Source organism: Nitrincola tibetensis, assembly GCF_003284585.1.
In the GTDB taxonomy this organism is placed as follows: Bacteria; Pseudomonadota; Gammaproteobacteria; order Pseudomonadales; family Balneatricaceae; genus Nitrincola; species Nitrincola tibetensis.
The window spans coordinates 285,150-310,400 of sequence record NZ_QKRX01000003.1 but is presented as its reverse complement, the minus strand read 5'-3'; the positions used below and the strand labels follow the sequence as shown (position 1 = coordinate 310,400).

At 46.7% G+C, this 25,251-nt stretch carries 24 protein-coding genes and 1 riboswitch; of the genes, 16 read left to right on the top strand and 8 right to left on the bottom strand.

The features are described 5' to 3' along the window. Positions 1–18 precede the first annotated feature (18 nt). The 6 genes from DN062_RS05800 (at position 19) to DN062_RS05775 (ending at position 6,068) form a co-directional block, all read left to right on the top strand. Positions 19–1,257 (top strand): hypothetical protein, encoded by a 1,239-nt coding sequence (locus DN062_RS05800; protein ID WP_112158372.1) that lies wholly within the window; start codon positions 19–21, stop codon positions 1,255–1,257. Beyond that, positions 1,257–1,694: a hypothetical protein gene (locus DN062_RS05795; protein ID WP_112158371.1), complete on the top strand. Its 438-nt coding sequence runs from the start codon at positions 1,257–1,259 to the stop codon at positions 1,692–1,694. Before DN062_RS05800 ends, DN062_RS05795 begins: the two co-directional genes overlap by 1 nt. 49 nt (positions 1,695–1,743) lie before the next feature. Next, on the top strand, positions 1,744–3,315 hold the full coding sequence (locus DN062_RS05790) for a sensor domain-containing diguanylate cyclase (RefSeq protein WP_112158370.1): 1,572 nt from the start codon (positions 1,744–1,746) through the stop codon (positions 3,313–3,315). Positions 3,316–3,342: 27 nt separating this feature from the next. After that, the gene (locus DN062_RS05785; RefSeq protein WP_112158369.1) at positions 3,343–3,948 is read left to right on the top strand and encodes a MarC family protein; all 606 of its coding nucleotides are present in this window, start codon (positions 3,343–3,345) and stop codon (positions 3,946–3,948) included. A gap of 58 nt (positions 3,949–4,006) precedes the next feature. Further along, complete coding sequence (locus DN062_RS05780; RefSeq protein WP_112158368.1) at positions 4,007–5,728, top strand: hypothetical protein; 1,722 nt, start codon at positions 4,007–4,009, stop codon at positions 5,726–5,728. Positions 5,729–5,924: 196 nt separating this feature from the next. Continuing rightward, positions 5,925–6,068 (top strand): entericidin A/B family lipoprotein, encoded by a 144-nt coding sequence (locus tag DN062_RS05775; RefSeq protein WP_112158367.1) that lies wholly within the window; start codon positions 5,925–5,927, stop codon positions 6,066–6,068. A 30-nt stretch (positions 6,069–6,098) separates the two neighbouring features. On the opposite strand, the gene DN062_RS05770 is transcribed toward DN062_RS05775, so the two are convergent. From DN062_RS05770 to thiB, 4 genes are all read right to left on the bottom strand, one after another. Continuing rightward, positions 6,099–6,749 (bottom strand): ATP-binding cassette domain-containing protein, encoded by a 651-nt coding sequence (locus DN062_RS05770; protein WP_112158366.1) that lies wholly within the window; start codon positions 6,747–6,749, stop codon positions 6,099–6,101. Continuing rightward, on the bottom strand, positions 6,736–8,286 hold the full coding sequence (locus DN062_RS05765) for an ABC transporter permease family protein (RefSeq protein ID WP_112158365.1): 1,551 nt from the start codon (positions 8,284–8,286) through the stop codon (positions 6,736–6,738). The genes DN062_RS05770 and DN062_RS05765 overlap by 14 nt, the downstream gene beginning before the upstream one ends. 48 nt (positions 8,287–8,334) lie before the next feature. Further along, positions 8,335–10,587, bottom strand: a complete 2,253-nt coding sequence (locus DN062_RS05760) for a heavy metal translocating P-type ATPase (RefSeq protein WP_112158364.1) — start codon at positions 10,585–10,587, stop codon at positions 8,335–8,337. Positions 10,588–10,651: 64 nt separating this feature from the next. After that, a complete protein-coding gene (thiB, locus tag DN062_RS05755; protein WP_112158363.1) occupies positions 10,652–11,641 on the bottom strand; it encodes a thiamine ABC transporter substrate binding subunit in 990 nt (329 codons plus the stop codon). Positions 11,642–11,707: 66 nt separating this feature from the next. Then, positions 11,708–11,827, bottom strand: a riboswitch (TPP riboswitch). A 22-nt stretch (positions 11,828–11,849) separates the two neighbouring features. Here thiB and DN062_RS05750 point away from each other — a divergent pair. From DN062_RS05750 to DN062_RS05740, 3 genes are all read left to right on the top strand, one after another. After that, complete coding sequence (locus DN062_RS05750; protein WP_112158362.1) at positions 11,850–12,608, top strand: phosphotransferase; 759 nt, start codon at positions 11,850–11,852, stop codon at positions 12,606–12,608. A gap of 115 nt (positions 12,609–12,723) precedes the next feature. After that, complete coding sequence (trhO, locus tag DN062_RS05745; RefSeq protein ID WP_112158361.1) at positions 12,724–13,701, top strand: oxygen-dependent tRNA uridine(34) hydroxylase TrhO; 978 nt, start codon at positions 12,724–12,726, stop codon at positions 13,699–13,701. A gap of 5 nt (positions 13,702–13,706) precedes the next feature. Next, positions 13,707–14,180 (top strand): DUF192 domain-containing protein, encoded by a 474-nt coding sequence (locus tag DN062_RS05740; protein ID WP_112158360.1) that lies wholly within the window; start codon positions 13,707–13,709, stop codon positions 14,178–14,180. On the opposite strand, the gene DN062_RS05735 is transcribed toward DN062_RS05740, so the two are convergent. Further along, positions 14,153–15,340: an AAA family ATPase gene (locus DN062_RS05735; RefSeq protein WP_112158359.1), complete on the bottom strand. Its 1,188-nt coding sequence runs from the start codon at positions 15,338–15,340 to the stop codon at positions 14,153–14,155. The genes DN062_RS05740 and DN062_RS05735 overlap by 28 nt on opposite strands. A 367-nt stretch (positions 15,341–15,707) precedes the next feature. Here DN062_RS05735 and urtA point away from each other — a divergent pair, with 367 nt between their 5' ends. From urtA to DN062_RS05695, 7 genes are all read left to right on the top strand, one after another. Beyond that, positions 15,708–16,991, top strand: a complete 1,284-nt coding sequence (gene urtA / locus DN062_RS05730; RefSeq protein WP_420811663.1) for an urea ABC transporter substrate-binding protein — start codon at positions 15,708–15,710, stop codon at positions 16,989–16,991. A gap of 74 nt (positions 16,992–17,065) precedes the next feature. Beyond that, entirely contained in the window at positions 17,066–18,688 is a 1,623-nt protein-coding gene (gene urtB / locus DN062_RS05725; protein WP_112158357.1) for an urea ABC transporter permease subunit UrtB, read from the top strand. Positions 18,689–18,691: 3 nt separating this feature from the next. Further along, positions 18,692–19,777: an urea ABC transporter permease subunit UrtC gene (urtC, locus tag DN062_RS05720; protein WP_112158356.1), complete on the top strand. Its 1,086-nt coding sequence runs from the start codon at positions 18,692–18,694 to the stop codon at positions 19,775–19,777. Further along, positions 19,774–20,613 (top strand): urea ABC transporter ATP-binding protein UrtD, encoded by an 840-nt coding sequence (gene urtD / locus DN062_RS05715; protein WP_112158355.1) that lies wholly within the window; start codon positions 19,774–19,776, stop codon positions 20,611–20,613. Before urtC ends, urtD begins: the two co-directional genes overlap by 4 nt. Positions 20,614–20,615: 2 nt before the next feature. Beyond that, the gene (urtE, locus tag DN062_RS05710; protein WP_036510854.1) at positions 20,616–21,314 is read left to right on the top strand and encodes an urea ABC transporter ATP-binding subunit UrtE; all 699 of its coding nucleotides are present in this window, start codon (positions 20,616–20,618) and stop codon (positions 21,312–21,314) included. Positions 21,315–21,614: 300 nt separating this feature from the next. Then, the gene (locus DN062_RS05700) at positions 21,615–21,863 is read left to right on the top strand and encodes a type II toxin-antitoxin system Phd/YefM family antitoxin (RefSeq protein WP_112158354.1); all 249 of its coding nucleotides are present in this window, start codon (positions 21,615–21,617) and stop codon (positions 21,861–21,863) included. Continuing rightward, the gene (locus DN062_RS05695) at positions 21,853–22,143 is read left to right on the top strand and encodes a type II toxin-antitoxin system RelE family toxin (protein WP_112158353.1); all 291 of its coding nucleotides are present in this window, start codon (positions 21,853–21,855) and stop codon (positions 22,141–22,143) included. The genes DN062_RS05700 and DN062_RS05695 overlap by 11 nt, the downstream gene beginning before the upstream one ends. A 1,045-nt stretch (positions 22,144–23,188) precedes the next feature. On the opposite strand, the gene DN062_RS05680 is transcribed toward DN062_RS05695, so the two are convergent. The 3 genes from DN062_RS05680 to DN062_RS05670 all read right to left on the bottom strand — a co-directional run bounded on the left by DN062_RS05680 (position 23,189) and on the right by DN062_RS05670 (position 25,000). After that, positions 23,189–23,635 (bottom strand): GNAT family N-acetyltransferase, encoded by a 447-nt coding sequence (locus DN062_RS05680; RefSeq protein ID WP_205126666.1) that lies wholly within the window; start codon positions 23,633–23,635, stop codon positions 23,189–23,191. A gap of 79 nt (positions 23,636–23,714) precedes the next feature. Further along, on the bottom strand, positions 23,715–24,110 hold the full coding sequence (locus DN062_RS05675) for a GFA family protein (protein ID WP_205126665.1): 396 nt from the start codon (positions 24,108–24,110) through the stop codon (positions 23,715–23,717). Between the two features lie 419 nt (positions 24,111–24,529). Further along, positions 24,530–25,000: a hypothetical protein gene (locus tag DN062_RS05670; protein WP_112158351.1), complete on the bottom strand. Its 471-nt coding sequence runs from the start codon at positions 24,998–25,000 to the stop codon at positions 24,530–24,532. Positions 25,001–25,251 lie beyond the last annotated feature (251 nt).

Here is a 25,251-nt window from a genome sequence, read left to right as displayed (position 1 = left end):
CAACCAAAGGCCGTTCGTATGAAGACTTTTTTCTTTATTATTGCAACCCTCTGTATGACGGCCTCCTTTGCAAGTTCTGCCAACGAACGTCCTTGGCACATTAATGGCTTTGGCTCTCTTGGCATCACACATCACACTCAGGATGGGGTGGGTTATCGGCGCAATCTTGAGCAAGCTCGTTATGCGCGCAGTGGTCATTTAAACACCAATACCGATAGCAATTTAGGCCTGCAAATTGGATATGAAGCCCACCCCAAGCTGTATTTTATGGCTCAATCGGTCTTGAGGCTGGACGATAAAGGACGCTGGGCACCCATGATTCCTTTCGCCTTTACTAAATATCAATTCGATAACAGCCATGAACTACGATTAGGACGCTTGAGTCTTGACATATACACAGACGGTGACTCTCGTCATTTAGGCTACGCGTATACAAGCATTCGACCCTCACCCGATATCTATGGTCAAATTATGTACGACCATTTTGATGGGTTTGATTATGTTATCCCGCTTTCAATTAATGATTTTATTTTCAAAACGAAAGTATATGCGGGACGAGTTAGAGGCAATTACTTTCTTCAAGATCGATCCTTTTCGGCGGGTAAGGGATACGTTTACGGTGCAACCTTCGATTGGTCAAGTGCCGACGTATCCATGCGCTTCGCTATTGGACAAATACACCGAAGAAACGCCAACGATTACGAAAATACGGCCAACGACTTAAGAGCCCTTGGACGCTTGCCATTTCCTGGGTTGTCGGCAGCGACTGGCTATGCTGACGAGCTTGAACGCAACAGTAAGATTAGCTTTTTGGGAATCGGTGGAAAATGGGACAAAGGCCCTTACTCACACACTTTCATCGCCACGAAGTTTAATTATTCTACCTTTCCATCCAATGATGGCTGGGCGGCAATGTTGGAAAGCAGTTATCGCGTGGGTCAGTTTAAGCCATATGTTGGCTTTTCTTACATCAATATTACTCCGAAAGATAAACCCTTATCATTTCCTAGCGGTCCCGGCCTACCCGATCTTTCGCAAGCTGAAACAACCTATACTTTGGCAACGCGTTATTTAGCCACAGATAAAAAAACCTTAACCCTTGGTTTACGTTATGATGTCACACCCTCGGCCGCACTAAAGTTTCAATTCGATCGGATAGAGGCCGATAAATCTGCACTGCTAAAAGATTTCGACACGCCACTACTGCGTAACAAAAACCTGAATTTATACTCTCTTTCACTGGATTATATTTTCTAATGAAGTCCAAGATCTTCGCGGTGCACACATTTTTGATCCTACTAATCGCTTCTGCTCCGATGAAGACACTATTGGCTGAGTCGAACAATCTCGTGCTAGTTGTTCATAAGAATAGCCAAATTACTGAAATCACAAAACAACAAGCCGTACACCTATTTTTTGGTCGTGTTAAAAGTCTTCCGCATACTGGAATCATTGAGGTTATCGACTTTCAACCCTATCGTTCTGAATTTTATCGCGACTTAGTCGATAGAGACATATCCGAAATCAACGCCTACTGGGCAAGATTGCGCTTTTCCGGAAAAACTCGACCACCAAGACAGGTCTTTTCTTTCCAAGAGCTGAAAAATCAACTAGAACTATATAACAATGCCATTTCTTACAGCCCAGCCGATCTCGTAGCTGACGAACTCAGAGTGGTAACCTTGATTGAATAATGACACCTCTACATCTCAAAATAGACCTCTGTCGTTTAAGGCGAGCATCGTGGTTCGCACCACTCTCATCATATTTTTAATTGGAACAGTCTTTGGTCTAGTAGTCGCTTTCATTAGCCACAATATGATAGAACATCGAGAAAACCAACGCCTGCAACAAGGTCTTTTTGAGCTGATGCTGGCCGTAGAGGGAACCGCAAAAGTTGCGGCCTTTGCCCAAGACTTTCAGTTAGCTAAAGAAGTCGCAGAAGGACTCATCCAAAACAGGAGTGTAGCGGAAGTTGAACTTCGTGATTCGACAATACAGTTAATTTTTCTTGAGGAAACTCATCTTAGATCCTCAAGAGGGATGGAACGTATTTCATTGCCACTTTACTCCCCCTTTGATGCCAATGAACTTATAGGTGAGTTATCAATTCTCCCAGCAGCTGACCGCTTACGTGAAGATGCACGTACCTTCTCTCGATTTATCGGTGCCATTCTGATTTCTGTGGTTGCTAGCCTTCTGATCGCCGTTGCTTTAGCAGTCACCTTTATTGTGACGCGTCCCATCCGTCAATTATCAATCGCTTTACATGAGCTAAATATAGATAGCCAACTGCAAATCACTCCCCCTGCAGGGCATAAAAAAGATGAGATCGGTAAGCTTTCATCGGATATTAATCTGATCATTACCCAAATGCGCCAGCTATTAAACACTGAACGTGAACTTAGAGACACCCATGCCTTGGCTGAGCGTAAATGGCACTTAATTTTTGAGAATGCAGAAACCGGTATTTTTACCTTTAAGCAAACTGGCGAGCTGATCGACTGGAACCCTTGGTTTGCGAATATTTTTGGTATTAAGGGTATCGACCATCATCAAATTCATCTAAATTCCTTATTAAAGCTGGAGAGCAAACGCTTTCAACACAATATAGAAACCCTATTATCAACAGAAATGCCCGTGCATACTGAGCTACGAACACTCACCGCCAACCAAAAGGTTTGCTGGCTACACTTAGTCCTTAGCCTCGTTGAAGAAGGCTATATCCAGGGCGTCATTAACGACATTACCAATACCAAACTATCTGAAGAACGGGCGTTAGAAGCCGCTCAAGTAGACAAACTCACAGGCTTATTAAACCGCAGAGGATTAGAGCTTAAATTTGAGCGACTGCTCACCGAATCTCAGAATGCCGGAACCGCTTTAATACTTATCGATCTCGATGGCTTTAAACCCATCAATGATGAGTACGGACATGATGCCGGAGATGAGCTTTTAATACATGTTGGCGCTCAACTCATTAATGCAGTTAGAAAAGGCGATATTTGTGTCAGGCTCGGTGGTGATGAGTTTGTTGTCGTTTTATATGACTTACTCTCTGATGAAAAGGCTGCCCGCGTCACAGGTAAAATTTTAGATGCCATCGCACACCCCTATACGCTTTCAAACCAGCAAACCGTTAGCATCACAGCCAGTATAGGCGTTGTCTATACTGAACAAACCGATATCCCTCTTCACAATCTACTCAAAAAAGCCGATACTGCGATGTATAAGGCCAAAAAAAGCGGAAAATCACGTTTTGAAATGGTCAATATCCAAACATATCGACAAGATGCTGATGATCTCTCATCTTAACAACAGACCTTACTATTAAAAGCCCCTATGACCATTCTCCTGTCTATCTGGATTAAATTTATATTCCTATTTGCGCCTTTCTTTGTCGTCTCGATGTTTTTATCTCTGACACGAATGGACACGATCAAAGCCAGACGTTCAATTGCAAATCGCTCCGTTTTTGCAGCGCTTTGCATTAGTTTAATCTTACTATTTTTTGGTTCTCAACTATTTACCGTGTTAGGTATTACACTCGACTCTTTTCGAATCGGCGCCGGCATTCTCCTGTTTTTATCAGCTGTAAGCCTCGTTCGAGATGGTGTTCGAGCCAATGCCGAAGTCCCACAGGAGCAGCGTGACGATATTTCCGTTGTTCCACTTGCCATTCCAACCATTATCGGACCTGCATCCATTGGTGCCATTCTTGTCTACGGGGCAGAGCTGCAAGGCATTGAAATTTTATATGGAGTAGCGGGTCTACTCTTAGCCTTAATCTTTCTCCTCGTGTGTTTACACATGGCATCATGGCTGGAGAAAATTCTAGGACGAACGGGATTAAACGTTTTGAGTAAAATCACAGGGCTAATTCTAGCTGCGATGGCTTCTCAAATAGTTTTAACAGGAATACATGGATTTATTCAGAGCGCAAGCTAAAATAGCACCTATCTTAAAATGATTGTTTAACATTTACTCGGTCACAGGAATGACATTTATGAAAACGTTTCACGCTCGCTCCCTCGCTACTGCCGTTTTTTGCGCAACCTTTTTGGTGGGGTGCAGTAATGAGTCTGACACTCAAACGTCAGCTCCGACTCCATCAACACCGCAGAGTTCGGTCGCAACCACAGAAGGGTTGCTGAGCTACATTCCATCCAGCTCCCCTTACTTCTTCGCAAGCCGAGAAGTTCTAAGCGAAAAGGATGCGTTGGAACTCATAGAACGCAGTGGCTATTTCCGCTACTTAGATGAAGATTTAGCAACCCTGCGTGACTATCGTGATCAAGTAAACTCGTCTGAAGAAGCGATGATTCTGGATATTGCTCTCTCCATTGGTAAAGAACTCACCGCTCTGAAGACGCTTGAAGACTTCCACAATGCGGGACTAAAACCTAACGCTCACTCCGCTATTTATGGTTTAGGCCTAGTACCAGTGCTCAGAATAGAGCTACATGATGAAAGCGCTTTTGAAACCATGATTCAGCGCGTTCTAACAGATGCCAACCTCACTCCTATCAAAAAACGCTTTGAAGATATCCAGTACTGGTCTTTAGGTGGCAGTGACGAATGGCCTGTTGAGCTGGTCTTAGCAATTCACGAGCAGCAGGCGATCTTTACGTTGCTGCCCAGCACAGCTGACAATGATGTTCTGGCGACGCTTTTAGGTCAGATCAAACCAACGGATAACCTAGCCAACAATCAAGTGCTCGCTCAATTGGAACAGCGTCACTCCTTTACACCTTACGGTGCGGGACAAGTGTCGTCTGCTCGCTTATTCTCTGAGTTGTCGCAACCTGAACACATTGCATCCCAAGCGTTATTTAATGCAGTCGAAATGCCAGCTTTAGATGCAGGTGAGTGCCAACAAGACATTGATCGTCTGATCAAACGCTTTCCTGGTTTAACGATTGGCATGAAAGAATATGGCCCTGATCGCTTCCAGATGAATACCATCCTAGAAACCGATTCGGCATTAGCGGCAGACTTAAAAACCTTTGCAGCCAATGTTCCTGGGCTCGGTCAAGCGGATAGCTTAGCCAGTATTGGATTGGGACTGAACTTACCCGTCCTCATCCAAACCTTCCAACGCTACGCGTTAGAAGTACAACAAGCTCCCTTTAACTGTGATGACCTTCAAGGGATTAACAGCATGTGGGCAGACATCAGCGACTCGTTAAACAACCCTATGCTGCTGATGTCAGCACCCGCTATCACTGGCTTAAAACTGCGTATTGACAGCCTGTTTATCCAGAATTATGAGCCTTCTGGAACGGGCCTACTGACTCTTGCATCACCGAATGCTCAAGGTCTTTTATCCATGGCAAGCTCGTTTGTTCCTCAAATTGCAGCCCTTGGTTTAAGCAATAATGGTGAAGTCAAAAATCTAAGTCCTGAAATGCTACCACCAGGTATGCCAAGTGTTAGTGCAGCGATGAGCTCAGATGCGCTGACCGTTGGCTTTGGTATTGATACACCTGCCGTCATTTCGGATGCATTGAAGGCTCCATCCAACAGCGAACCACTGATGCTTTACGGACACCTGACCGACCATTTTTACTCAGCCCTGATTCCATTTGCTGAACAAATGAGTCCGTTTGGTGATGAGCTCAGCGGAAATGAATTATCTCGCTATTCTTCGCTCTATAAGAATACAGAGCTTTGGATAAAAGCGGATGATTATGGTCTTGAAATCGGTTTTGCGGTTGAACTGAAGTAATCGGAACGACATCCTTCGGCAACAAGTGGGTGCATTGCCACACTTTTTGCCGAAGGTGTTTATGATCACGATGCTTTTGCCTGCAAGACATACCTGAGCTAAGCGTCTAGGCTCAAATAATATAGTCAAGACTTTAGCTTACCCCTATCTCGCTTTATAATCGCTTAAATAAATGATTCAGTTGGGAGAAAGTTCTATGTCTTTTAAAGATACAAAAAAAGCGGCTTTAATTTGTCTAGTACTTTTAACCGCTTCCATCCTTGCAGGCTGCAACACCATTCAAGGCGTTGGTAAAGATGTTCAACGAGGTGGTCAAGCGATTGAGCGTGTTGGGAAATAGTCCCTTGTTCGTTATTCTTGACCGAACCGATCAGGCATCAGTTCTCTGTAAAGGCTGAACCCACAATGTCTGATCGGCCCATGCCTCAGCATCCATCGCTTCATGTGTGACCATTAGCACTATTTTTTGCTGCTCTTGGCATATCTGTTTCACCCAGTTTCCACAAAGCTTTCGTGTTTGAGCATCCAGCGCACTAAAGGGCTCATCCAATAAAACGATTGGCTGTTCACGCAGCATCACTCGAATTAAAGCAATGCGCTGACGCTGACCTCCCGACAACAAAGAAGGCTTTCGTTTAAGTTGTTCTTGGACACCCAATAGTGCCAAGGCCTGCTCAACTTGTTGCCATTGAATCGCTGTTGGTGATGCTTTAGAAAATCCCAATTTAAGGTTTTGCTCGACACTTAAATGTTCAAACAAATTATACTGCTGAAATAAAGTCGATACTGGGCGCAAACGAATATCTAGCGTTTGAATACACTGTTTTCCCAGAATAATCTGCCCTTGGTCTGCTGGGTAAAAGCCACCAAGAGTATCCAACAGGGTGCTTTTGCCACACCCACTTTCCCCCATAACCGCCAAAATTTGCCCTGAAGCAATTTGAAAATCATAGCACCAAGAAAGTGATTCGCGTCGAATATGCAAGCCACGCACATCTAACCCAACCTTATTTGGACTCATGACTAGGCTCCAATACTCGTAACACCAACATGGAAATCCCCATCAGTAATAATGCGGCTAAAGCGGCATCGGCCATTCGATAAGAACCCGCCAAGCTGTAAATTAACCAAGGCAAGGTTCGCCACTCATCTCTTCCAAAAATTGAAAAAATGGCCATATCCCCTAACGCCAGCACAAAGCTCATTCCGAGGACACGCTGAAGCGTTGGCCGTAAATAGGACAAATATACACAATAAAAATGCCTCCAGGCACCAAGTTTAAGATCCGAAACGAGCCGTCGATACTGTTGATCATATTCAAAAACGGCAGGCTTGAGCTGAGTAAACGCAAAGGGTAATGCAACAAGCGTATTTAAAAGGATAATGGCGACCCACCCCCATTCATGCCAGCTCAAGTAGGGTAAAAAGAATAAATAAATACCCACGGAAAGCACCATCCCCGGAATCATCAGATGATGAAGCGCAATGGCTTCAATGACGCCACGCACCCGCTCTGAAGTCGACTGTCTCCACACCGAAAACACGCCCACTACACAGATAAGTAAACAAAGACTGGCAAGTGATGCAAACCCTAGGGAGCGCAAGGTGACTTGCATCAGTTCACCCCAAGGAAAGGTCTCCAAATTAACACGCATCGCTGCAGGCACCAGCGTTAGGATGGGCAGCACCAAGAACAAGATCGCCATTCCATAGGCGCAACGCCCAGTCAGTATCACCGCTGCACTTTGAGAAGATCGCCACCCTGTATGCTGAGCAGGTGACAACCACTCCAGCTTTCCTAAGCGCCGAAATAGCAAGTACAACACGCCAACAATCAACAACTGAGTCCAAGCTAAAAACAGCGCCTCTGCCGGATTGAACTGATACTTTAAGGCTTGGTAAATGGCCACTTCAAGGGTGCTTGCCGATGGTCCTCCCCCCAAGGCTAAGACCACTGCAAAACTATTAAAGCAGAGTAAGAAAATGAAGCCCGCCACAGCCGGAATAACACCTCTAAGCACAGGCCACTCAACCAACCAAAAGGCCTGCCAGCCTCGAAACCCCAATTGAGACGATAATTTCCAAGCTGTTTCAGGGATCATTTGCCAGCGATGGCAGAATACCCGTATTGCAAAGGGTAGATTTAAAAAAACATGTGCCAGCAGAATGCCATTCAGCCCATAAAATCGCCAATGCTCTCCTAGCCAAGGGGTTAAATACCCCGAACGACCAAACAACGCCACTAGCCCTGTAATCAAAACTAAGGAGGGCATCACAAAGCACAACAGGCACCAGCGTAAAAACCAAGCCTTCGCCACTAAGCCCGTATCCAGCGCCAAGGCACGAGCAACTGGTATCGCCAAGAGCACCGACAAGACACTGCTTAACAAAGCCTGCACGAGAGAAAACTGCAACACTTGCCAAAACCAAGGTTCACTCAGTAAGCTCATATCGGCGGCAGAGCGCCCCCAGCCCATTAACGCCAAAAAGGCAACGACGCTAACGGCTAGCAGAAAGCTCAGCAGAAGAGGGCCAAGCAGTTGATCAAGACGCGGCAAAAGGGTCCCCTTATACCCTTCGGCGGAGCAAAGGGTAAAGCCTAAAGATTAATCGAGTTTCATCAGACGCAAACGGTTTGCATTGCTGACCACTGTCACAGATGATAGTGCCATAGCAGCGGCGGCATAGGCTGGATTCATCAACCATCCTGACAACGGAAAAAGTATGCCTGCTGCAAGTGGAATACCTAATGAGTTGTAGATAAACGCACCAAACAAATTTTGATGAATATTGCGCAAAGTTGCCCGTGAAATGATCATGGCATCGGCAACCCCCTGCAAAGATCCCCGCATCAGAGTAATGTCAGCACTTTCTATAGCGACATCCGTTCCTGTGCCAATGGCAAAGCCAACGTTGGCTTGCGCTAAGGCAGGGGCATCGTTTATACCATCACCCACCATGCCCACTCGCAGACCTTGCGCTTGTAGCTCTCGTACTTTGTCCGATTTTTGTGCAGGCATGACACTGGCAATCACCTCGTCAATCCCCGTTTGAGCCGCCACCGCCAAAGCAGTTCGTTCACTATCGCCCGTCATCATAATCACTCTTACGCCGGCCTTTTTCAAACGAGCAATGGCCTCTGAACTATCGTTTTTAATAGGATCTGCAATGCCTAACAAGGCCACCAACTGACCTTGCAAGCCGACCATCACCACTGTACTACCCTGATCAGAAAGAAGATCAATTCTCTCTTTAGTCGCTGATGTTACATGAATGCCTTGCTCATCCATCAAGCGCAAATTTCCCACAACCCAGGTCAAATTCTGGTCGTCATAGACCAAACCTCGGCCTGCAAACACTTCTGGGATGCCTGTTTGGGCAAGCGTTAAGCCCTTCTCTTCAGATGCTTGAACAAGTGCATTGGCCAGCGGGTGCTCGGATGCTCGCTCTAACGCTGCTACATGTGCCAACAGCCAATCGTTTTTGTCGACGTCATAATCAAGCGAGACAGGCCATGCATCCTCAGCTAGGCACTCCAAGTGCACTAAACGTGGTTTGCCTTCAGTTACAGTGCCCGTTTTATCCAGCACCATCACATCTAAACGCGAGGACTCTTGTAATGCGTCCCCTTTTCGAATCAAGATTCCCCGTCCAGCCGCACGTCCAACACCGACCATAATCGACATAGGTGTTGCTAGCCCCAACGCACACGGGCAGGCAATAACAAGGACAGCCATTGCGGTTGTAAATGCATAAGCACTTGATGGATCAGGACCCACTAACCACCAAATAAAAGCCGTTAACAGAGCAATCACGATGACCACTGGAACAAAGACTCGGCTGATATCATCGGCCAGACGACCGATTGCCGGTTTTTGTGCTTGGGCTTGGCGTACTTGCTCTATAATTCTTGCAAGGGTTGTTTCCTCCCCTACCTTTCGAACACGCATCTTAATACTGCCAGAGAGATTGACGGTGCCTGCAGACAAGACATCCCCTTTGGCTTTAAGTAGAGGAAGCGGCTCTCCCGTTAACATAGACTCATCGACCTGAGTTTCGCCTTCGGCTAAAACGCCATCTACGGGGATACGCTCACCTGGTTTCACTCTCAGCAAATCACTCGCTTGCAAGGAGGCCAAACGCATGGGCTTTTCGTCGCCATTACTCAGAATCAATGTCGCCGTATCCGGTTGTAGCTGCATCAGCGCCCGAATGGCTTGCGATGCTTGTCCTCGTGCACGAGTCTCCAATACCTGACCTAAATTCACCAAGCCGATGATAAATGCCGCAGCCTCGTAATAGACATGTCGGCCTTCAGCTGGCACGATTTCAGGCCAAATCACCATTAAGGTTGAATAGAGCCAAGCACTCCCTGTTCCTAGGGCAATCAGCGTATCCATGGTGGCGTGTCGATGCTTCAGAGCTGTCCAAGCCCCTACAAAAAAATGACCACCGGAGTAGATCATCATTGCAAGGGTCACAAGCCCAATCAACGCCCAGAGTAGACGCGCCTCGTCTAACATCGGAAGGTGCCCTGTCATCATGAACAGCATCTGTGGAACACCCACCAGTAATGCTACCCAAGTTCGACGCTTAATGGCCTGAAGATGTTGTGCTTCTTCCGCCTGACGCTCCGCTTCACCATACTCTGCACTCATCGGTGTTGCCTTAAAACCTGCCTCATCAACGGCCATTACTAAGGCATCAACGGGAACATCGCCTTCTACACTTGCGCTTCGATCGCCCAAATTGACACTAACGGATTGCACGCCAGAGACTTTTTTAAGTGCATCTTCAACGCTACCGACGCAGGCAGCGCAACGCATTCCACGTAAAGCAAGACGAGTCTTCTGAGACATAACATATCCTTTTAAATAATGTACAAGGCTCATTGAATGAGCCTACCTATTGATCTCCATCAAGCTAGCGACTGACCGCATTGCGCCAAGTCCTTAACCAAGTTTCACGCCCAGCTTCCGTTTCTTCGGGAGAGAAACCTATCCGCTGAGGTTTGGTTTGCAAAAACACCTCAGGCAACTCAATGTCTGTACGCACAGGAAGCATCCAATTCGTTGTTGGAATAACCGTTTGTGCCTCCTCGCTTAACAAAAATTGTAAAAATGCCTGCGCCAACTCCACTTGGTTACTCGGGGCTGTCACAGCGGCCAATTCAATTTGAGCGACGTGCCCCTCTGTAAAAAGAGCAGCTTGATATTGATCGCTCTCTTCTGCAACCACATGATACGCCGGAGAGGTGGTATAACTCAGCACATAATCGGCCTCACCTTGAAGAAACATTCCATAAGCTTCCGACCATCCCTTCGTCACCGTCACGGTATTGCGTGCTAAACGTTGCCAAGCTTGGTGCACATCTTCGCCATACACCTTTTGCATCCAGAGCATCAGTCCCTGCCCTGGCGTACTGGTTCTTGGATCTTGATATATAATACTGGCATCGCTGTTTAACAAGGCCTCCAATGAGTCCACTGGAGTTTCGATTTTATGTGTATCGTAAATAAAGGCAAAATAGCCATAATCAAACGGAATGAAGTCGGTATCTGTCCAGGCTAAGTCAGGATTAAGCGGCCAATTCGACAAATCCAACTGGTGGGGCTGAACTAAGCCCAGTGAGCGGGTTTGCTCCATTAACGCATCATCCAGCCCCAAGACTACATCCGCCCGCGTTGAAGCACCTTCAAGCCTCAGCCGATTTAATAAACTAACCCCGTCGTCACTGCTCACATAGTTGAGTGTACAGTCGCATTGAGCTTCAAATAACGTCTTAAGTTGAGGCCCTGGCCCCCAGCTACTGGTAAATGAGCTATAGGTATACACGGTGAGTTCTTTGGCTGACAAGGTCGTGAAACAGAGTGATAAACCCAGTGCTGACAATAATCGTAACGATGATTTCATAACGAACGGCATCCACAAAAATAAGGAGGTTGGGATTACCGGCTATAGACAAAGACAAGCATTAAAAGCAAAGCATGGCTCAATCCCTACGCCGGTGCTAACCGGATCAGGTTCAACGGGTGTATACTCTCAGCCAACTGATCTACAGATTTAACCTGCACTGTTTTGGCACCCCGATGAGACTCGACTTAGTATACCAACGCATTCAATGACAAACCAACCCATCCTTCATCTCCCTACTGAGTTAATCACTTGGTTAAAGACTCTGCCTGACATCGACTATATAGGTGCAGGTACGGCTAACCAGCATTGGCGTTTAACCTGTGGTAGCCAACGCTATATCTGGCGTGAGCGTATTCATCACCAACCTGGCAGCTCACAAATCGCCGAGCGTCTTGCCTTGCAGTGCCTCGACGGGCGAAGCTGGGCGCCCAAAGTGTGTTTGTATCTGGAAGAAGGTATTTTATTTTACGATCAGGCTACTCATACATTTGATCCTCAGACCCTAACCCCTTCGCAACGCCAACATCTGTTGCACAGCATCACAGAGCTATGGCAAATCCCCTTTCAGGGTCACCAGATGAACTACACAGCCTTGATTAAAAACTATGCGGACTTAGCTGGACATGGTGCGGACACAGATGCGCTCGCGTCATCACTCTTGGCGGAGTCTTATCTTTGGCGTGACGAGATGATGTGCTTTATTCATCAAGATATTCATCCAGGAAATTTATTGCTAAGCAATAAACAAGTCATTTTAATCGATTGGGAATATGCGACACGTGGAAACCCGTGGATAGATGCCATTGCACTGCAACGAATGCTGCAACTAACACAAACGGAACGCCAATTTCTGATGCACCACTTGCCGACCTATCCAGCCGAAAATGCCTGGTCGCGGATGAGCCTATGGTTAACGCAGTTAGATGCGTTATGGAGTCGAGCACAAACGAAACAAAGCTGGTAAAATATTGACCAATTCATTTATCGATTCATTCTGGAAGACTTGCCCTAGCCCGCACGTCACGTCTTCCTATGCTAATCAGCCCAGTTAGGCTAGAACTGTTGAGCTGGAGGAAACTATGTCTAAAATCGTTGTCTGTGCGCTATATAAATTTGTCACATTGGAAGATCACCTAGCGCTAAGAGCCCCCTTACAGGCCACCCTTGAACAGCAGGGCATACGTGGCACATTACTCCTGGCGGCCGAGGGCATTAATGGCACGGTTGCGGGCTCTCGCCAAGCCATTGATGCGTTGAAAGACTGGTTTGCGCAATACGAAGTGTTTTCTGGAATTGACTACAAAGAGTCATTAAGCGACGAACAGCCTTTTTATCGCACGAAAGTGAAATTGAAAAAAGAAATTGTCACGCTTGGCGTTGAAGGCATCGATCCTAAGAGAGTCGTCGGAACCTATGTGCAGCCGAAAGATTGGAACGCCTTAATCAGCGATCCAAACGTCATCCTGGTGGATACACGTAACGACTATGAGGTTGGCATAGGCACATTTAAAGGAGCGGTTAATCCGAAAACAGAGACCTTCCGTGAGTTTCCGGACTATGTCAAAACACATTTAGATCCTGAGCAACACAAGAAAGTCGCTATGTTTTGTACAGGTGGCATACGTTGCGAAAAAAGCACGGCCTATTTAAAAGAGCAAGGCTTTGAAGAGGTCTATCATTTACATGGCGGAATTCTGAAGTACCTTGAAGAGGTGCCAAAAGAGGAGTCTTTATGGGAAGGCGAATGCTTTGTATTTGATAATCGTGTCACTGTTGATCATGACCTGCAACCGGGTCACTATTCGCTCTGTGCCGGATGCCGAGCCCCCTTGTCTGAAGAGGATAAGCTCAGCCCGCATTACGAAGAAGGCATTAGCTGCCCTCATTGCTTTGATCAACAAACCCCGGAGCAGCGTGAGCGCTACGCATCAAGACAAAAGCAATTGGATTTAGCCAAAAAACGCGGTGAGGCACATATTGGTGCCGATGCGCTTCAAACCGCTGAACGACGCAGAGCCGAAAAAAAGGCACGTAAAGTCGCCCAGCAAAAGGACTAAGACCAATGTTGTTAGGGAATCGTATTCGCTTTTTAGGCCTGATCGGTTTTTTTTGCCTTGCGGCGTCGGTAAAAGCAGACCAATACGCATTTGATACGGCTAGATTTGAGATCAGTGGGAAACTACTCAATATTGAACTGGCTCAAACACCAGCGCAACGTTCAAGAGGCCTGATGTGGCGCGAACACCTAGAAAAAGATGCGGGGATGCTGTTCATTTTTGAAAGGCCAGAGCAACTCTGCTTTTGGATGCGTAATACATTGATTCCCTTATCGATTGGTTTTTTCGATGCGCAATTCACGCTTTTGCAAATGAGTGATATGCAGCCTTTGTCTGACGAAACTCATTGTTCAGACAAACCCGTTCGCTACGCCTTAGAGGTGAATCAAGGCTGGTTTGATCGCCAACAAATACGCGTTCAAGACCAGCCTCGCGGGCGCCTTATCTTAGATCAAGACTCCTCTCCCGACAGGGATTGACTCATTTTACCCAAGGGGGCGGCCAACAAGCGCGTGGTACCGCCCTCTTGCGCTTCTCCTTGTGCCTTCTTGTCCAGACAATAGTGAACCAGAGGTAAATCCGTGTGCTTAAGTGCGAGGGCTTGTCCGCTGACGATAAATTGACAATTCGGGAATAAATGCGCCAAGGCTTTTAGAATCGTCGGCTGTATCTTCACATCAAGCGAGTTATCAATATCATCAATCAGGATGATCCCGTTGGCCAATAAAGGCGTCAGACTCAATGGATGGGTTTGGCATAAACGCTTAACGATATCTCCGCTCAATGCCAATAACTGACGTTCAGACCTCGAAAGTTGATGCAACTCTAAGGTGACTCCTCGTTTATCAAACAGCAAGCGTGGCGCAGGATGGCGCTCTATACGAATATCCGTCAACTCAGGCAATACGTATTTCCACACCTGACGCAATGCAGTCATCGGTGGATGTGCTGACTGACAACGCTCGACTTCCAAAGCCTTATACAGGGTGGATATTTCAGGATGCGCGTGTTGACGGCGAGCATTGGCTAAACTTAAGCTCATCGCTCGACCACGCAACTCATTCTCCAGGTCTTCTTGCTCACGCAGCCAATGGAAAAAAGTGACGAAATCGACGCTATCCGGAACATTATTATCCAAAACATTTAACGGGTGATTCAAAGACCCCTTGGGCAAAAAGTTGGGCGTACTAAATGAACGATCAGACGGGTAGTACGCCACTAAAGGTATACCGCTCTCTGCATCGCGCTGAAGCTGCTGAGCATAGTGCTGTGTCACCGCAATCATCTCGCTGATTTCGGCTCGATCAGCAAACCCAGCGCCCTTTTTCTTGCGCGTCAGCGCCCAGCTCAACGTGCCTTCAACACTGGAATCTTCCGCTCGAATTTCAATTGAACAATGATCCGCGCCCTCTTTTAGGTCACTAATCGGAAACATTTTACCGTTCAGTTTGTCATTCTTTAGTCGTGCAGAAAACCAGGTCAGCCCATAAGCCAACGCTCTAAGGGCGGCCGACTTACCTGTACCACAACCGCCACTGAGCAAAGTCACACGACCCGAGTCCTCTAAATAAGCAGGCATCGTCACGTTTAACTGACTCAAGCCCGCGATATTCTCCAATCGGAAGCCAACTATTTTCATCCAACACCTCTGAGCACTACCGATTTTAGATACGCTAACTCTATATGTAATACTCCGATTAAACCAAAAAGTACACCCAAAAGCCTAAGCTAAACACTTTCGTTTTAAATAGATAATGTTATTCAAAGACTTAGCCTAAACCTTATACACTACCATCTATGAGTAGTGAGATCAGCCTCCGCTCTATAATTGAGCGTCATTAAAATCTCTTTCGCACCAACACAGGGCAAGCCTTTTAAAAGCATCATAATCCAATCAACGCTAATGAGGTCCACAGCCTTCAATTACAGGGAGTTCAAAGAATTGGCACAGTTAATGCTGTATCACATCAAACCTTAAACCAGATAGGATTTGACCGATGAAACAGATGAACAAGAAACTGGCCACTGCAACCTGTGCTCTAGCTCTGTCAATTGCGGCAATCACCGCTCAAGCCTCCGACACGATCAAAGTAGGCGTGTTGCACTCTTTATCCGGCACCATGGCCATCAGTGAAACCACACTGAAAGACACCATGTTGATGCTGATTGAAGAGCAAAACAAGCAAGGCGGCGTTTTAGGCAAGCAGTTAGAAGCCGTTGTTGTTGACCCTGCATCGGATTGGCCATTGTTTGCAGAGCGTGCCCGTGAGCTGCTTGAACGCGATAAGGTAGCGGCTATTTTTGGTGCATGGACATCTGTTTCACGTAAATCCGTCTTACCCGTTGTTGAAGAACTCAATGGACTTTTGTTCTACCCCGTTCAGTATGAAGGTGAAGAGTCATCCAAAAATGTTTTCTACACAGGTGCCGCACCTAACCAACAAGCCATCCCTGCCGTTGACTACTTAATGAATGAGCTGGGTATTGAGCGCTGGGTACTGGCTGGGACTGATTATGTCTACCCACGTACCACCAACCGCATTCTTGAAGCCTACTTGAAATCCAAAGGGGTTGCAGAAGCCGACATCATGATTAACTACACGCCTTTCGGTCATTCTGATTGGCAGACCATCGTTTCTGACGTTCGTCGCTTCGGTGGTGAAGGCAAGAAAACAGCCGTTGTATCCACCATTAACGGTGATGCGAATGTACCCTTCTACCGTGAGTTAGGCGCACAAGGGGTGTCTGCAGAAGATATCCCAGTCATCGCCTTCTCGGTGGGTGAAGAAGAACTATCGGGTATAGATACCGCTCCCCTAGTCGGACACTTAGCGGCTTGGAACTACTTCATGAGCATCGACACTGAAGCGAATGACGAGTTTATCGACACTTGGCATGCCTTTACGGGCGACACCAATCGTGTCACCAATGACCCAATGGAAGCCCATTACATCGGCTTTAACATGTGGGTTGAAGCCGTTACTAAAGCAGGCACCACGGATCCATCAGCCGTGCAAGAAGCCATTATCGGCGTCACCGTTCCTAATTTAACAGGTGGCTATGCCGCCATGATGCCAAACCATCACATCACCAAGCCTGTCTTTATCGGTGAGATTCAATCCGATGGTCAGTTTGAAGTGGTTTGGCAAACACCTAGCACCGTTGTTGGCGATGCGTGGTCTGATTTCTTAGAAGGTTCAAAAGATATTATTTCAGATTGGCGCAAGCCACTCTCATGCGGTAACTACAACGTAGTCACCAAAACCTGCTCAGGTCAGAACTTCGAATAATCGCAAGTGTACTTCGCTGCATGCGCTCAATGCATGCAGCGACTTCTCGCTCCACTTTTCTGGGATATTCAATTATGAAAAGCCGGATTAAGCACCTAATGTGCGCTTTAGGCCTGCTGGTTCTCCTGCTCTGTGCTGTACAACCTGCATTCGCCAAATCTGACGACCCCGTGCTGCTTGAATTACAGACGCTGTTGGTCTCATCGAATAACCAAGACCGAACAAAAGCTATTGAGCTTTTGACACAGTCACAACATGAGTTGGCCTTTGACATTTACGGTTTACTGTTAGAGGGCAAGTTCTTTTTTAATCGCACCGACAATCAACTCTATTTAGTTGATCGTGCCGAGGCTGGACAAAGCGCCTTACATTTCTTAGATGAACGCGATGTTACGATTGAGCGCCCTCGGGATTTTCGTCGCGTTGCACTTAACAATGCACAACGTACTCAGATTCGCAGAGTCATGGCTCAAACAGGCTTAACAGCAGACTCCAACAAAATTCGAATGAAAGCCGTTCGGCAAATGATGGGTGACCCCGATCCAGAAGCCCTAAGCCTGATTCGTGCTGCCTACACCTCTGAAACGAATGGGAAGGTTCGTGAACTCATGGCGGTTGCGATTGCCATTGACACAGTGACACAGACGGATGAAGCCGCACAGCGAGATGCCATTGACACCTTATCTACCTCGTTAGAACCCCGCGCGCGCAACGCCTTAAATCAATTTGTCAGCCAAACCGATAATGCATCCTTAAAAGAGTTGGCTGAAAAGGGACTGATTGGCATTGAACAAAAGATTAAATTTTATAAAGGCCTCGAAACCGTTTACTTCGGACTCAGCCTAGGCTCTGTCTTGGTATTAGCCGCCATAGGTTTGGCCATTACCTTTGGTGTAATGGGCGTCATTAACATGGCCCATGGTGAGTTAATCATGATTGGTGCTTACACCACCTTTGTTATCCAACAGTTGATGCCCAACCACATTGGCCTGTCTGTTTTGGTTGCCATACCGGCAGCCTTTGTAGTATCAGGTCTTGTGGGCATTGCCATTGAACGTGGCGTCATTCGCTTTTTATATGGCCGTCCATTAGAGACACTGCTGGCAACCTTTGGTATCAGCCTTGTCCTGCAACAGGCTGTGCGTACCATTTTCTCACCCTTGAATAAAACCGTCGAAACACCTTCGTGGATGAGTGGCATGTTGGAATTTAACCCAGTGTTCGCCATCACCCTCAACCGCTTATACATCATTATTTTTTGCTTACTGGTTTTCTTCGCACTCTTAATGATTTTGAAACGTACCGCGTTGGGTTTGCAAGTCAGAGCCGTGTCTCAAAACCGTGCAATGGCCCGTGCCATGGGCGTGCGTTCTGAGCGTGTGGATATGATGACATTTGGCTTAGGCTCAGGGGTGGCGGGCATTGCAGGAGTGGCGCTGTCTCAAATCACAAACGTCGGACCAAACTTAGGACAAGCCTACATTATCGACTCCTTCATGGTGGTGGTCTTTGGCGGTGTCGGCAATATTTGGGGAACTCTGGTCGCAGGGATGACGCTGGGCGTTGCCAACAAAATCATGGAGCCTTGGGCGGGTGCGGTATTGGCTAAGATTTTAGTCCTCGTCTTCATTATTCTCTTTATCCAGAAAAAACCGCGCGGACTCTTTCCGCAACGCGGTCGTGCGGCAGAGGGTTAAGCCATGATGTTATGGAATCTTATTAAAGAAGATCGGGGTGGGCAGATATTGCTACTGCTACTGGCGATTGCCATTATTGCAGTCCCTATGCTCAATGCCTTACCCCCTGATCATGCCTTGCATATTCCCACCTACACGGTGGCCCTGCTCGGCAAATACTTGACCTTAGCACTGTTGGCACTGTCCGTTGACTTGGTGTGGGGCTATTTAGGCATACTCACCCTAGGTCATGGTGCCTTCTTTGCACTTGGCGGCTACGTCATGGGAATGTATCTGATGCGTCAGATCGGCGAGCGTGGTGTCTATGGACACCCTGAACTCCCAGACTTCATGGTGTTCTTGAACTGGGACAGCTTGCCTTGGTACTGGACGGGATTAGACCAATTCTGGTTCGCGGCCATTCTGATTATACTGGTGCCTGGCCTATTGGCGTTTATCTTTGGTGCCTTGGCCTTCCGTTCACGTGTATCTGGCGTCTATTTATCGATTATTACGCAAGCCTTAACCTTCGCACTGATGTTGGCCTTTTTTCGCAACGAAATGGGCTTCGGTGGCAATAATGGCCTAACGGACTTTAAAGATATTTTAGGCTTTAGCTTACAAGCTCGCGAAACAAAAGTTGGGCTGTTTGTCGCCTCAGCGGTTGCCTTAGCACTGGGCTATTTAATCAGTCGTGCGGTCATCCAAAGCCGACTGGGCAAGGTCTGTGTCGCCGTGCGTGATGCCGAATCTCGCGCACGCTTTTTGGGCTACCGTGTTGAGAACGTCAAGCTGTGGGTATTCACCCTCTCGGCCATGATTGCTGGGGTTGCGGGCGCGTTGTATGTTCCGCAAGTCGGCATTATCAACCCGAATGAATTTTCCCCCCTAAACTCAATTGAAATTGTGGTGTGGGTGGCTGTGGGTGGCCGTGCAACACTCTATGGTGCTGTCGCGGGTGCCTTGTTTATTAACTACGCCAAAACCTGGTTCACCACCGAATTACCGGATGTCTGGTTGTTCGCATTGGGCGCTATTTTCGTGCTAGTCACCTTGTTTTTACCCAAGGGGATTGCTGGTCTGTTTCGTCGTAAGGAGGCCAGCGCATGAGCCAAGCACGCTTACTCGATGAAATAAAAGACAAAAATCATGTCTTCTCATTTATGCACACTCAACAAGCGCCCACGCTGAACGTCAGCAAAAACGTCCTGCTCTACTTGGAAGGCTTGTCAGTCAGTTTTGATGGTTTTAAAGCCATTAATAACCTGAACCTCTATATCAATGATGGTGAGCTGCGCTGCATTATCGGCCCCAATGGCGCGGGCAAAACCACGATGATGGACATCATTACAGGTAAAACCAAACCCGATACGGGGTCTGCCTGGTTTGGGCAAACCATTAACCTATTGGAGATGGATGAGCCGGCCATTGCCCAAGCAGGCATTGGTCGTAAATTCCAAAAACCCACCGTATTTGAGTTTTTGAGTGTGCGTGACAACCTGCTTCTGTCTATGCCTGAAGAGCGTAAGGTGTTTAGTATTCTGACCGCGCGCTTAACGGGTGAACAGAGTGATCGCATTGATGAAGTGTTGGAGATTATTGGCTTAAAAGAGCAAACCCTCTTGCAAGCGGGCAGCCTTTCTCATGGTCAAAAACAGTGGCTGGAAATTGGCATGCTACTGATGCAACGCCCTCGCCTCTTGTTGGTCGACGAACCCGTTGCGGGGATGACGCATCAAGAAATGGACCGCACAGCGGAGCTGCTGATTTCGCTCTCGGGTAAGCACTCAGTGGTCGTAGTCGAGCATGATATGGACTTTGTTCGTCACTTAGCGGGCAAAGATCGTACCGTGACGGTGTTGCATCAAGGCAGCGTGTTGGCTGAGGGCAGCATGGATCAAGTTCAGAATAACCGCAAAGTGATTGAAGTCTATCTGGGAGAATAAACATGATTAAAATTCAGGGACTTAATCAATTTTACGGTCAAAGTCATACCCTCTGGGATGTCGACATGCAGATTCCCGAGGGGCAATGCACCGTATTAATGGGTCGTAATGGCGTGGGTAAAACCACTCTGCTGCAATGCATTATGGGCCATCAAAAAGTCAAAACCGGTAGCATTGTGCTCGCAGGTGAACATGACTTGGTGAAAGTCTCAGTCGAACAGCGCCCTCGTTTAGGGGTCGGCTATGTGCCTCAGGGACGGCAGATTTTTCCACTCATGACCGTGGAAGAAAATCTACAAATCGGGTTGCCTGTATTGCCACGTGGGCAGCGCAAGATTCCCGATTATATCTTTGACCTCTTTCCCGTTCTGGCACAGATGATGAACCGTCGTGGCGGCGATTTATCCGGCGGGCAACAGCAACAGCTCGCCATCGGTCGTGCGTTAGTGGTGAACCCTAAACTTCTGATTCTCGATGAGCCGACGGAAGGGATACAGCCGAACGTAGTGCAGGAAATCGGCGATATCATTCGCAAGCTCAATCGTGAAATGGGACTCACAGTGTTGCTGGTCGAGCAAAAACTGCCCTTTGCCCGTAAAGTTGGAGATCGCTTTTGCATTCTCGACCGTGGGCGTAAGGTGGCTGAAGGCGATATGCCAACACTTGATGAGGCATTGATTAAGCAGTATTTGACAGTGTAAGAGGTTAGCGGATACGCACTTTGCCGACTGTTGATTTAGAGTCGATTGAGTACTGGGCGATTTCCTTGTCCTGTACTCAATGCGGCTCGTATGTGTTTTATGGTTTGAGTTTTTATAAAGGTGTTTACTTAAACGCTATTTCCATAGGCTGATAAACCAAGCTTCCGCATAACACCATAATCACAAAAACCAACGCATAATAAAAATGCCACGCGTTGGCTGTCCCCCTTGAACGCCTTGTTATACCCTTCTTATAGCGCTAGAATGACCTTTATAAAGACCACTTAAAGGACTCAATAAATGACCGCTAGAATCTTAGCCGATGTGGCTGCAAGTATTACTGAATTAAAAGCTAATCCAATGAAAGTTGCAACAAGTGCATATGGTGAACCTGTCGCTGTACTTAACCGAAACGAACCTGCTTTTTACTGTGTTCCAGCAAAAGCATACGAAATGATGATGGATCGACTCGATGATCTCGAACTATTAGCTATTGCAAGAGAACGAGAGTCTGAAGAAAGCATTTCGGTAATCATCGATGACCTATAAACTTGATTTCAAAAAGAGCGCGTTAAAAGAATGGAAAAAACTTGGCTCTACACTACAACAGCAATTTAAAAAGAAACTAATTGAACGCTTAGAAAACCCACATGTACCAGCATCAAAACTCTCTGGCGCTGATAACATGTATAAAATAAAGCTAGGTCAGTCTGGCTACCGTCTTGTTTACCAAGTAAAAGATGACGTTATCGTGGTAACGGTCTTAGCAGTTGGAAAACGAGAGCGAAGTGATGTTTACCGTAGCGCAATGAAACGATTAGATGACTGATTAATGTACCAATCAATGCCTCTTTTTTCGGCCAGGTAATCGTGGTAGAACGACCCATTACTGAGCCCCCCACAGGTGAGTCGGCCAAGGAAACCTCCTCCTTGGCCGCTCTCAGAACCGGACGTGAACCTCTCGATTCATCCGGCTCCCATCATCCAGCCCATCGAGAGAAGCCTGCTGACCAGTGAACAAATAGACTAGCCCACTCTTTTCTGATCCTTTCAAGCCAGACAAAAGCACGGCGCTTACGGCCACGTAAGCGCTTGTATTTGCCCATGGCCCAACGTATCAGCTAGGCATCTATATTCTGAACAGCACCTCTCACTTCCGAGCGCATAAACCGAGGACGAACCCATGGAAACGAAGGGGGCACTAGTAGATCAGAAGGAACTGGCTACTCAGCTTCGCAAACTCGGCCTGGTTAGCACTATCGCAGATCTAGAGTATCGTTTTCTGTATGGTGATACGTGAACTACTCGCCGCTAAAGCGGCAGAGCTTCCAAACCAGCGACCTAAGCCGCTAGTTTTTCTTTTTTGACGCTTCGCAGGCCACGGCTAGTCGAGCTTTTGGCTCGGCCAGTCTTACGCATGCCTCCACATCCAGTATCTGACTGAGGTCTTAACACCCCATCATCAGATAACACCGTTCCAGTGTCTAAAATTAAGTTAATGGCCCGTTTCTTAATCACCATTGACGCATTGTGATCCGCGTTGTCAGTGTGTCCACAGTGACCGCAAGCAAATAAGTCTTGTGACTTGCGATTGTCGGGGTGAGTGTGACAAAGGAGCAAAACCCGTGTCGAATTTTTGTTAAGTTTATATGGGTCAATTATGTATCGAAAATAGCAGGTAACCAGAGTTTTTACCTGCGTGCGGACACCCAGATGATGATACCAAACAAGCTGACAGGATTCTAATCGTTGCAGTATTGGCAAAGGTTTTGATGTTGGAAGCGTAAATTATATGCGCCGTTTTTATCAAACCTTTTCAATTCGAGACGCACTGCGTCCCGAATTCAGCTGGACACATTAGCGGTCAACTGCATTTACTTAAGCGCTAGTTCCATAGGCTGATAAACCAAACCCGCAAACTCGCCTATGTCGCCATTGCATTTGAAACCATACTTTATGTATGCAGGAACCGAAGACAAAGAAGCTCTTACCGTTACGGTTTCAGCTCTTGCATGCTTTAAAGCTGCTACCAGCAAAGCCTTACCGATCCCTTTCTTCTGGTGATCAGGACAAATGAAGAGCATTGCAACATGCCGTCCTTCTTTGAGCTCAATTACACCCTGAACTTCCCCACTCCTTTCTGCGACTAGCATCATGTTATCGCCATTCATTCTTGCTAAGAATGCGTCACTGACTGCAATGCTTGTGAAGGTTGCAATCCCTTGCTCAGACAAGCTATCTGCGACAGAGCGAGTAAAAGATGCAATGCAAATCGCACTAACGGCTTCAAGATCCGTCTCTTCCATTTTCCTTACAATCACTTAATACCTCTCTTTTCGATAAATTTAACTGCATCTAGGCCTGCATTACTTGGTGCTTTCGCTTTATTAAATGCATCAATCAACGACCTATTTGCCACTCTTTATAACTGGGGATACCTTCATACTCCAGCCACTCCACATCATGATCGGTCCAAATATGCGCTTCTGGTTTTAAGCCTGGATCCTCATCCAAGGTTGCAACCCGCAGAATAACGTGCGGTTGGCCAGGCCTTTCTGCGACTAAATGAGTGCCACACACCGAACAAAAATGCCGTATTTTTCCGGGGCTGGACTCAAAGCTCGAAAGCTTATTCTCTCCGCGCAACCATCGAAAGTTCTCTCTCAGCACACCAGCGGTCGGCGCGAAAGGTGCAGCATGTGCTTTTCGACAGGTTTTGCAGTGGCAAAAAATGATTGGCATATCAAGTGAAGTGATCTCATATTCTATCGTTCCACACAGGCAACTTCCTTTCACAGATATCTCCTTATAGAGTTGATGAGCGTCTCAAAAAGCCCGTTCCAAGTTATCAACCTGAGTGGAATGGGGATGACAAAAGACTAGCAAGACTGGTGGTAAACGGAAAATAAGAACCCCAGCGTAAGTTGCAAGCAACCAAGAGGCCAGGGTCATGTTGCTTGTTACATTATGGACTGCAACTTTGCTTGTCAAGCAAGGCTGAATTATTTACAACTTTAGATGACGACGCAGAACAGGAGTTAAAAAGTAGGATGGTAAGACTGGCCGCGCCCTCGAAAAGGACGGGGCCGTAACTCCTTTTACACTTACGCACGCAGACTGGTAAATGAGCTTAAAGAAAAAGAGTACCACATTAGAAGCATTTTAATAACTCGCTAGCTTTTGTGTGCAAGTATCAAAGAAGAGTCAGCGTGAATTTACTCTGAACTCACTTGAACACCTGTCTTAGCAGACAGAAAGCTTAAAATACTATTATGACGTCTAGGCTCATAGTTAGGGACAATAAACGAGATGTAATCATTTCCAATTTTTGCAGCAATGTAAGGCAATCCGAAGTAAGTCCCTTCCTTGAGTTTGCTTATATCCTCTAATCTAAAGCGATACTTCAAGTTATATTCACGCGCATCGTCTCGCCATTCGTAAAACTGTAACTCAGCCTCAGTAAGCACCAACTCAACAAATTCAGCGGTCTCTGCACGATTAATGCCTCTGATTGATATCTCAAAGGTATTGCGATAGAGAGTAGACATCGAATGAATTATAATTTTTTGATCTGAATCAATAACTTGTTCCAGATATGCTCGCTTGCCTACATCGGTATTAGGCAAACTTGTACAAGCAGTCAGCGTTAACATGGTTACCATTAAGAAAATAGGTAATAACTTCATTTACATCCCTTACTGTTGAAATTAATAGTTTTATAGTAATTCCAGATATCTAGAGTTAACTTGCTATAGTAGCATTTAACCAACAGAACCCATATATATCAATAAGATAATATCAAAAACATAAAGAGCAATCTCTCTGTACCGCAAAATAATGGCAAGCGACTAGGAAAACGAGGGAAGTTATTCAACACCGTCTAATAAGGTATGACCCGGCCAGTGCTTGCAAAATTGTGAGCAAGATCTTGCCTCAA

What these genes read in the sequence shown, in the direction of transcription:
- DN062_RS05800 (WP_112158372.1), top strand. Translation starts at nt 19, where the DNA reads ATGAAGACTTTTTTCTTTATTATTGCAACCCTCTGTATGACGGCCTCC.
- DN062_RS05795 (WP_112158371.1), top strand. Translation starts at nt 1,257, where the DNA reads ATGAAGTCCAAGATCTTCGCGGTGCACACATTTTTGATCCTACTAATC.
- DN062_RS05785 (WP_112158369.1), top strand. Translation starts at nt 3,343, where the DNA reads ATGACCATTCTCCTGTCTATCTGGATTAAATTTATATTCCTATTTGCG.
- DN062_RS05780 (WP_112158368.1), top strand. Translation starts at nt 4,007, where the DNA reads ATGAAAACGTTTCACGCTCGCTCCCTCGCTACTGCCGTTTTTTGCGCA.
- DN062_RS05775 (WP_112158367.1), top strand. Translation starts at nt 5,925, where the DNA reads ATGTCTTTTAAAGATACAAAAAAAGCGGCTTTAATTTGTCTAGTACTT.
- DN062_RS05770 (WP_112158366.1), bottom strand. Translation starts at nt 6,749, where the DNA reads ATGAGTCCAAATAAGGTTGGGTTAGATGTGCGTGGCTTGCATATTCGA.
- DN062_RS05760 (WP_112158364.1), bottom strand. Translation starts at nt 10,587, where the DNA reads ATGTCTCAGAAGACTCGTCTTGCTTTACGTGGAATGCGTTGCGCTGCC.
- thiB (WP_112158363.1), bottom strand. Translation starts at nt 11,641, where the DNA reads ATGAAATCATCGTTACGATTATTGTCAGCACTGGGTTTATCACTCTGT.
- DN062_RS05750 (WP_112158362.1), top strand. Translation starts at nt 11,850, where the DNA reads ATGACAAACCAACCCATCCTTCATCTCCCTACTGAGTTAATCACTTGG.
- trhO (WP_112158361.1), top strand. Translation starts at nt 12,724, where the DNA reads ATGTCTAAAATCGTTGTCTGTGCGCTATATAAATTTGTCACATTGGAA.
- DN062_RS05740 (WP_112158360.1), top strand. Translation starts at nt 13,707, where the DNA reads ATGTTGTTAGGGAATCGTATTCGCTTTTTAGGCCTGATCGGTTTTTTT.
- DN062_RS05735 (WP_112158359.1), bottom strand. Translation starts at nt 15,340, where the DNA reads ATGAAAATAGTTGGCTTCCGATTGGAGAATATCGCGGGCTTGAGTCAG.
- urtA (WP_420811663.1), top strand. Translation starts at nt 15,708, where the DNA reads ATGAACAAGAAACTGGCCACTGCAACCTGTGCTCTAGCTCTGTCAATT.
- urtB (WP_112158357.1), top strand. Translation starts at nt 17,066, where the DNA reads ATGAAAAGCCGGATTAAGCACCTAATGTGCGCTTTAGGCCTGCTGGTT.
- urtC (WP_112158356.1), top strand. Translation starts at nt 18,692, where the DNA reads ATGATGTTATGGAATCTTATTAAAGAAGATCGGGGTGGGCAGATATTG.
- urtD (WP_112158355.1), top strand. Translation starts at nt 19,774, where the DNA reads ATGAGCCAAGCACGCTTACTCGATGAAATAAAAGACAAAAATCATGTC.
- urtE (WP_036510854.1), top strand. Translation starts at nt 20,616, where the DNA reads ATGATTAAAATTCAGGGACTTAATCAATTTTACGGTCAAAGTCATACC.
- DN062_RS05700 (WP_112158354.1), top strand. Translation starts at nt 21,615, where the DNA reads ATGACCGCTAGAATCTTAGCCGATGTGGCTGCAAGTATTACTGAATTA.
- DN062_RS05695 (WP_112158353.1), top strand. Translation starts at nt 21,853, where the DNA reads ATGACCTATAAACTTGATTTCAAAAAGAGCGCGTTAAAAGAATGGAAA.
- DN062_RS05670 (WP_112158351.1), bottom strand. Translation starts at nt 25,000, where the DNA reads ATGAAGTTATTACCTATTTTCTTAATGGTAACCATGTTAACGCTGACT.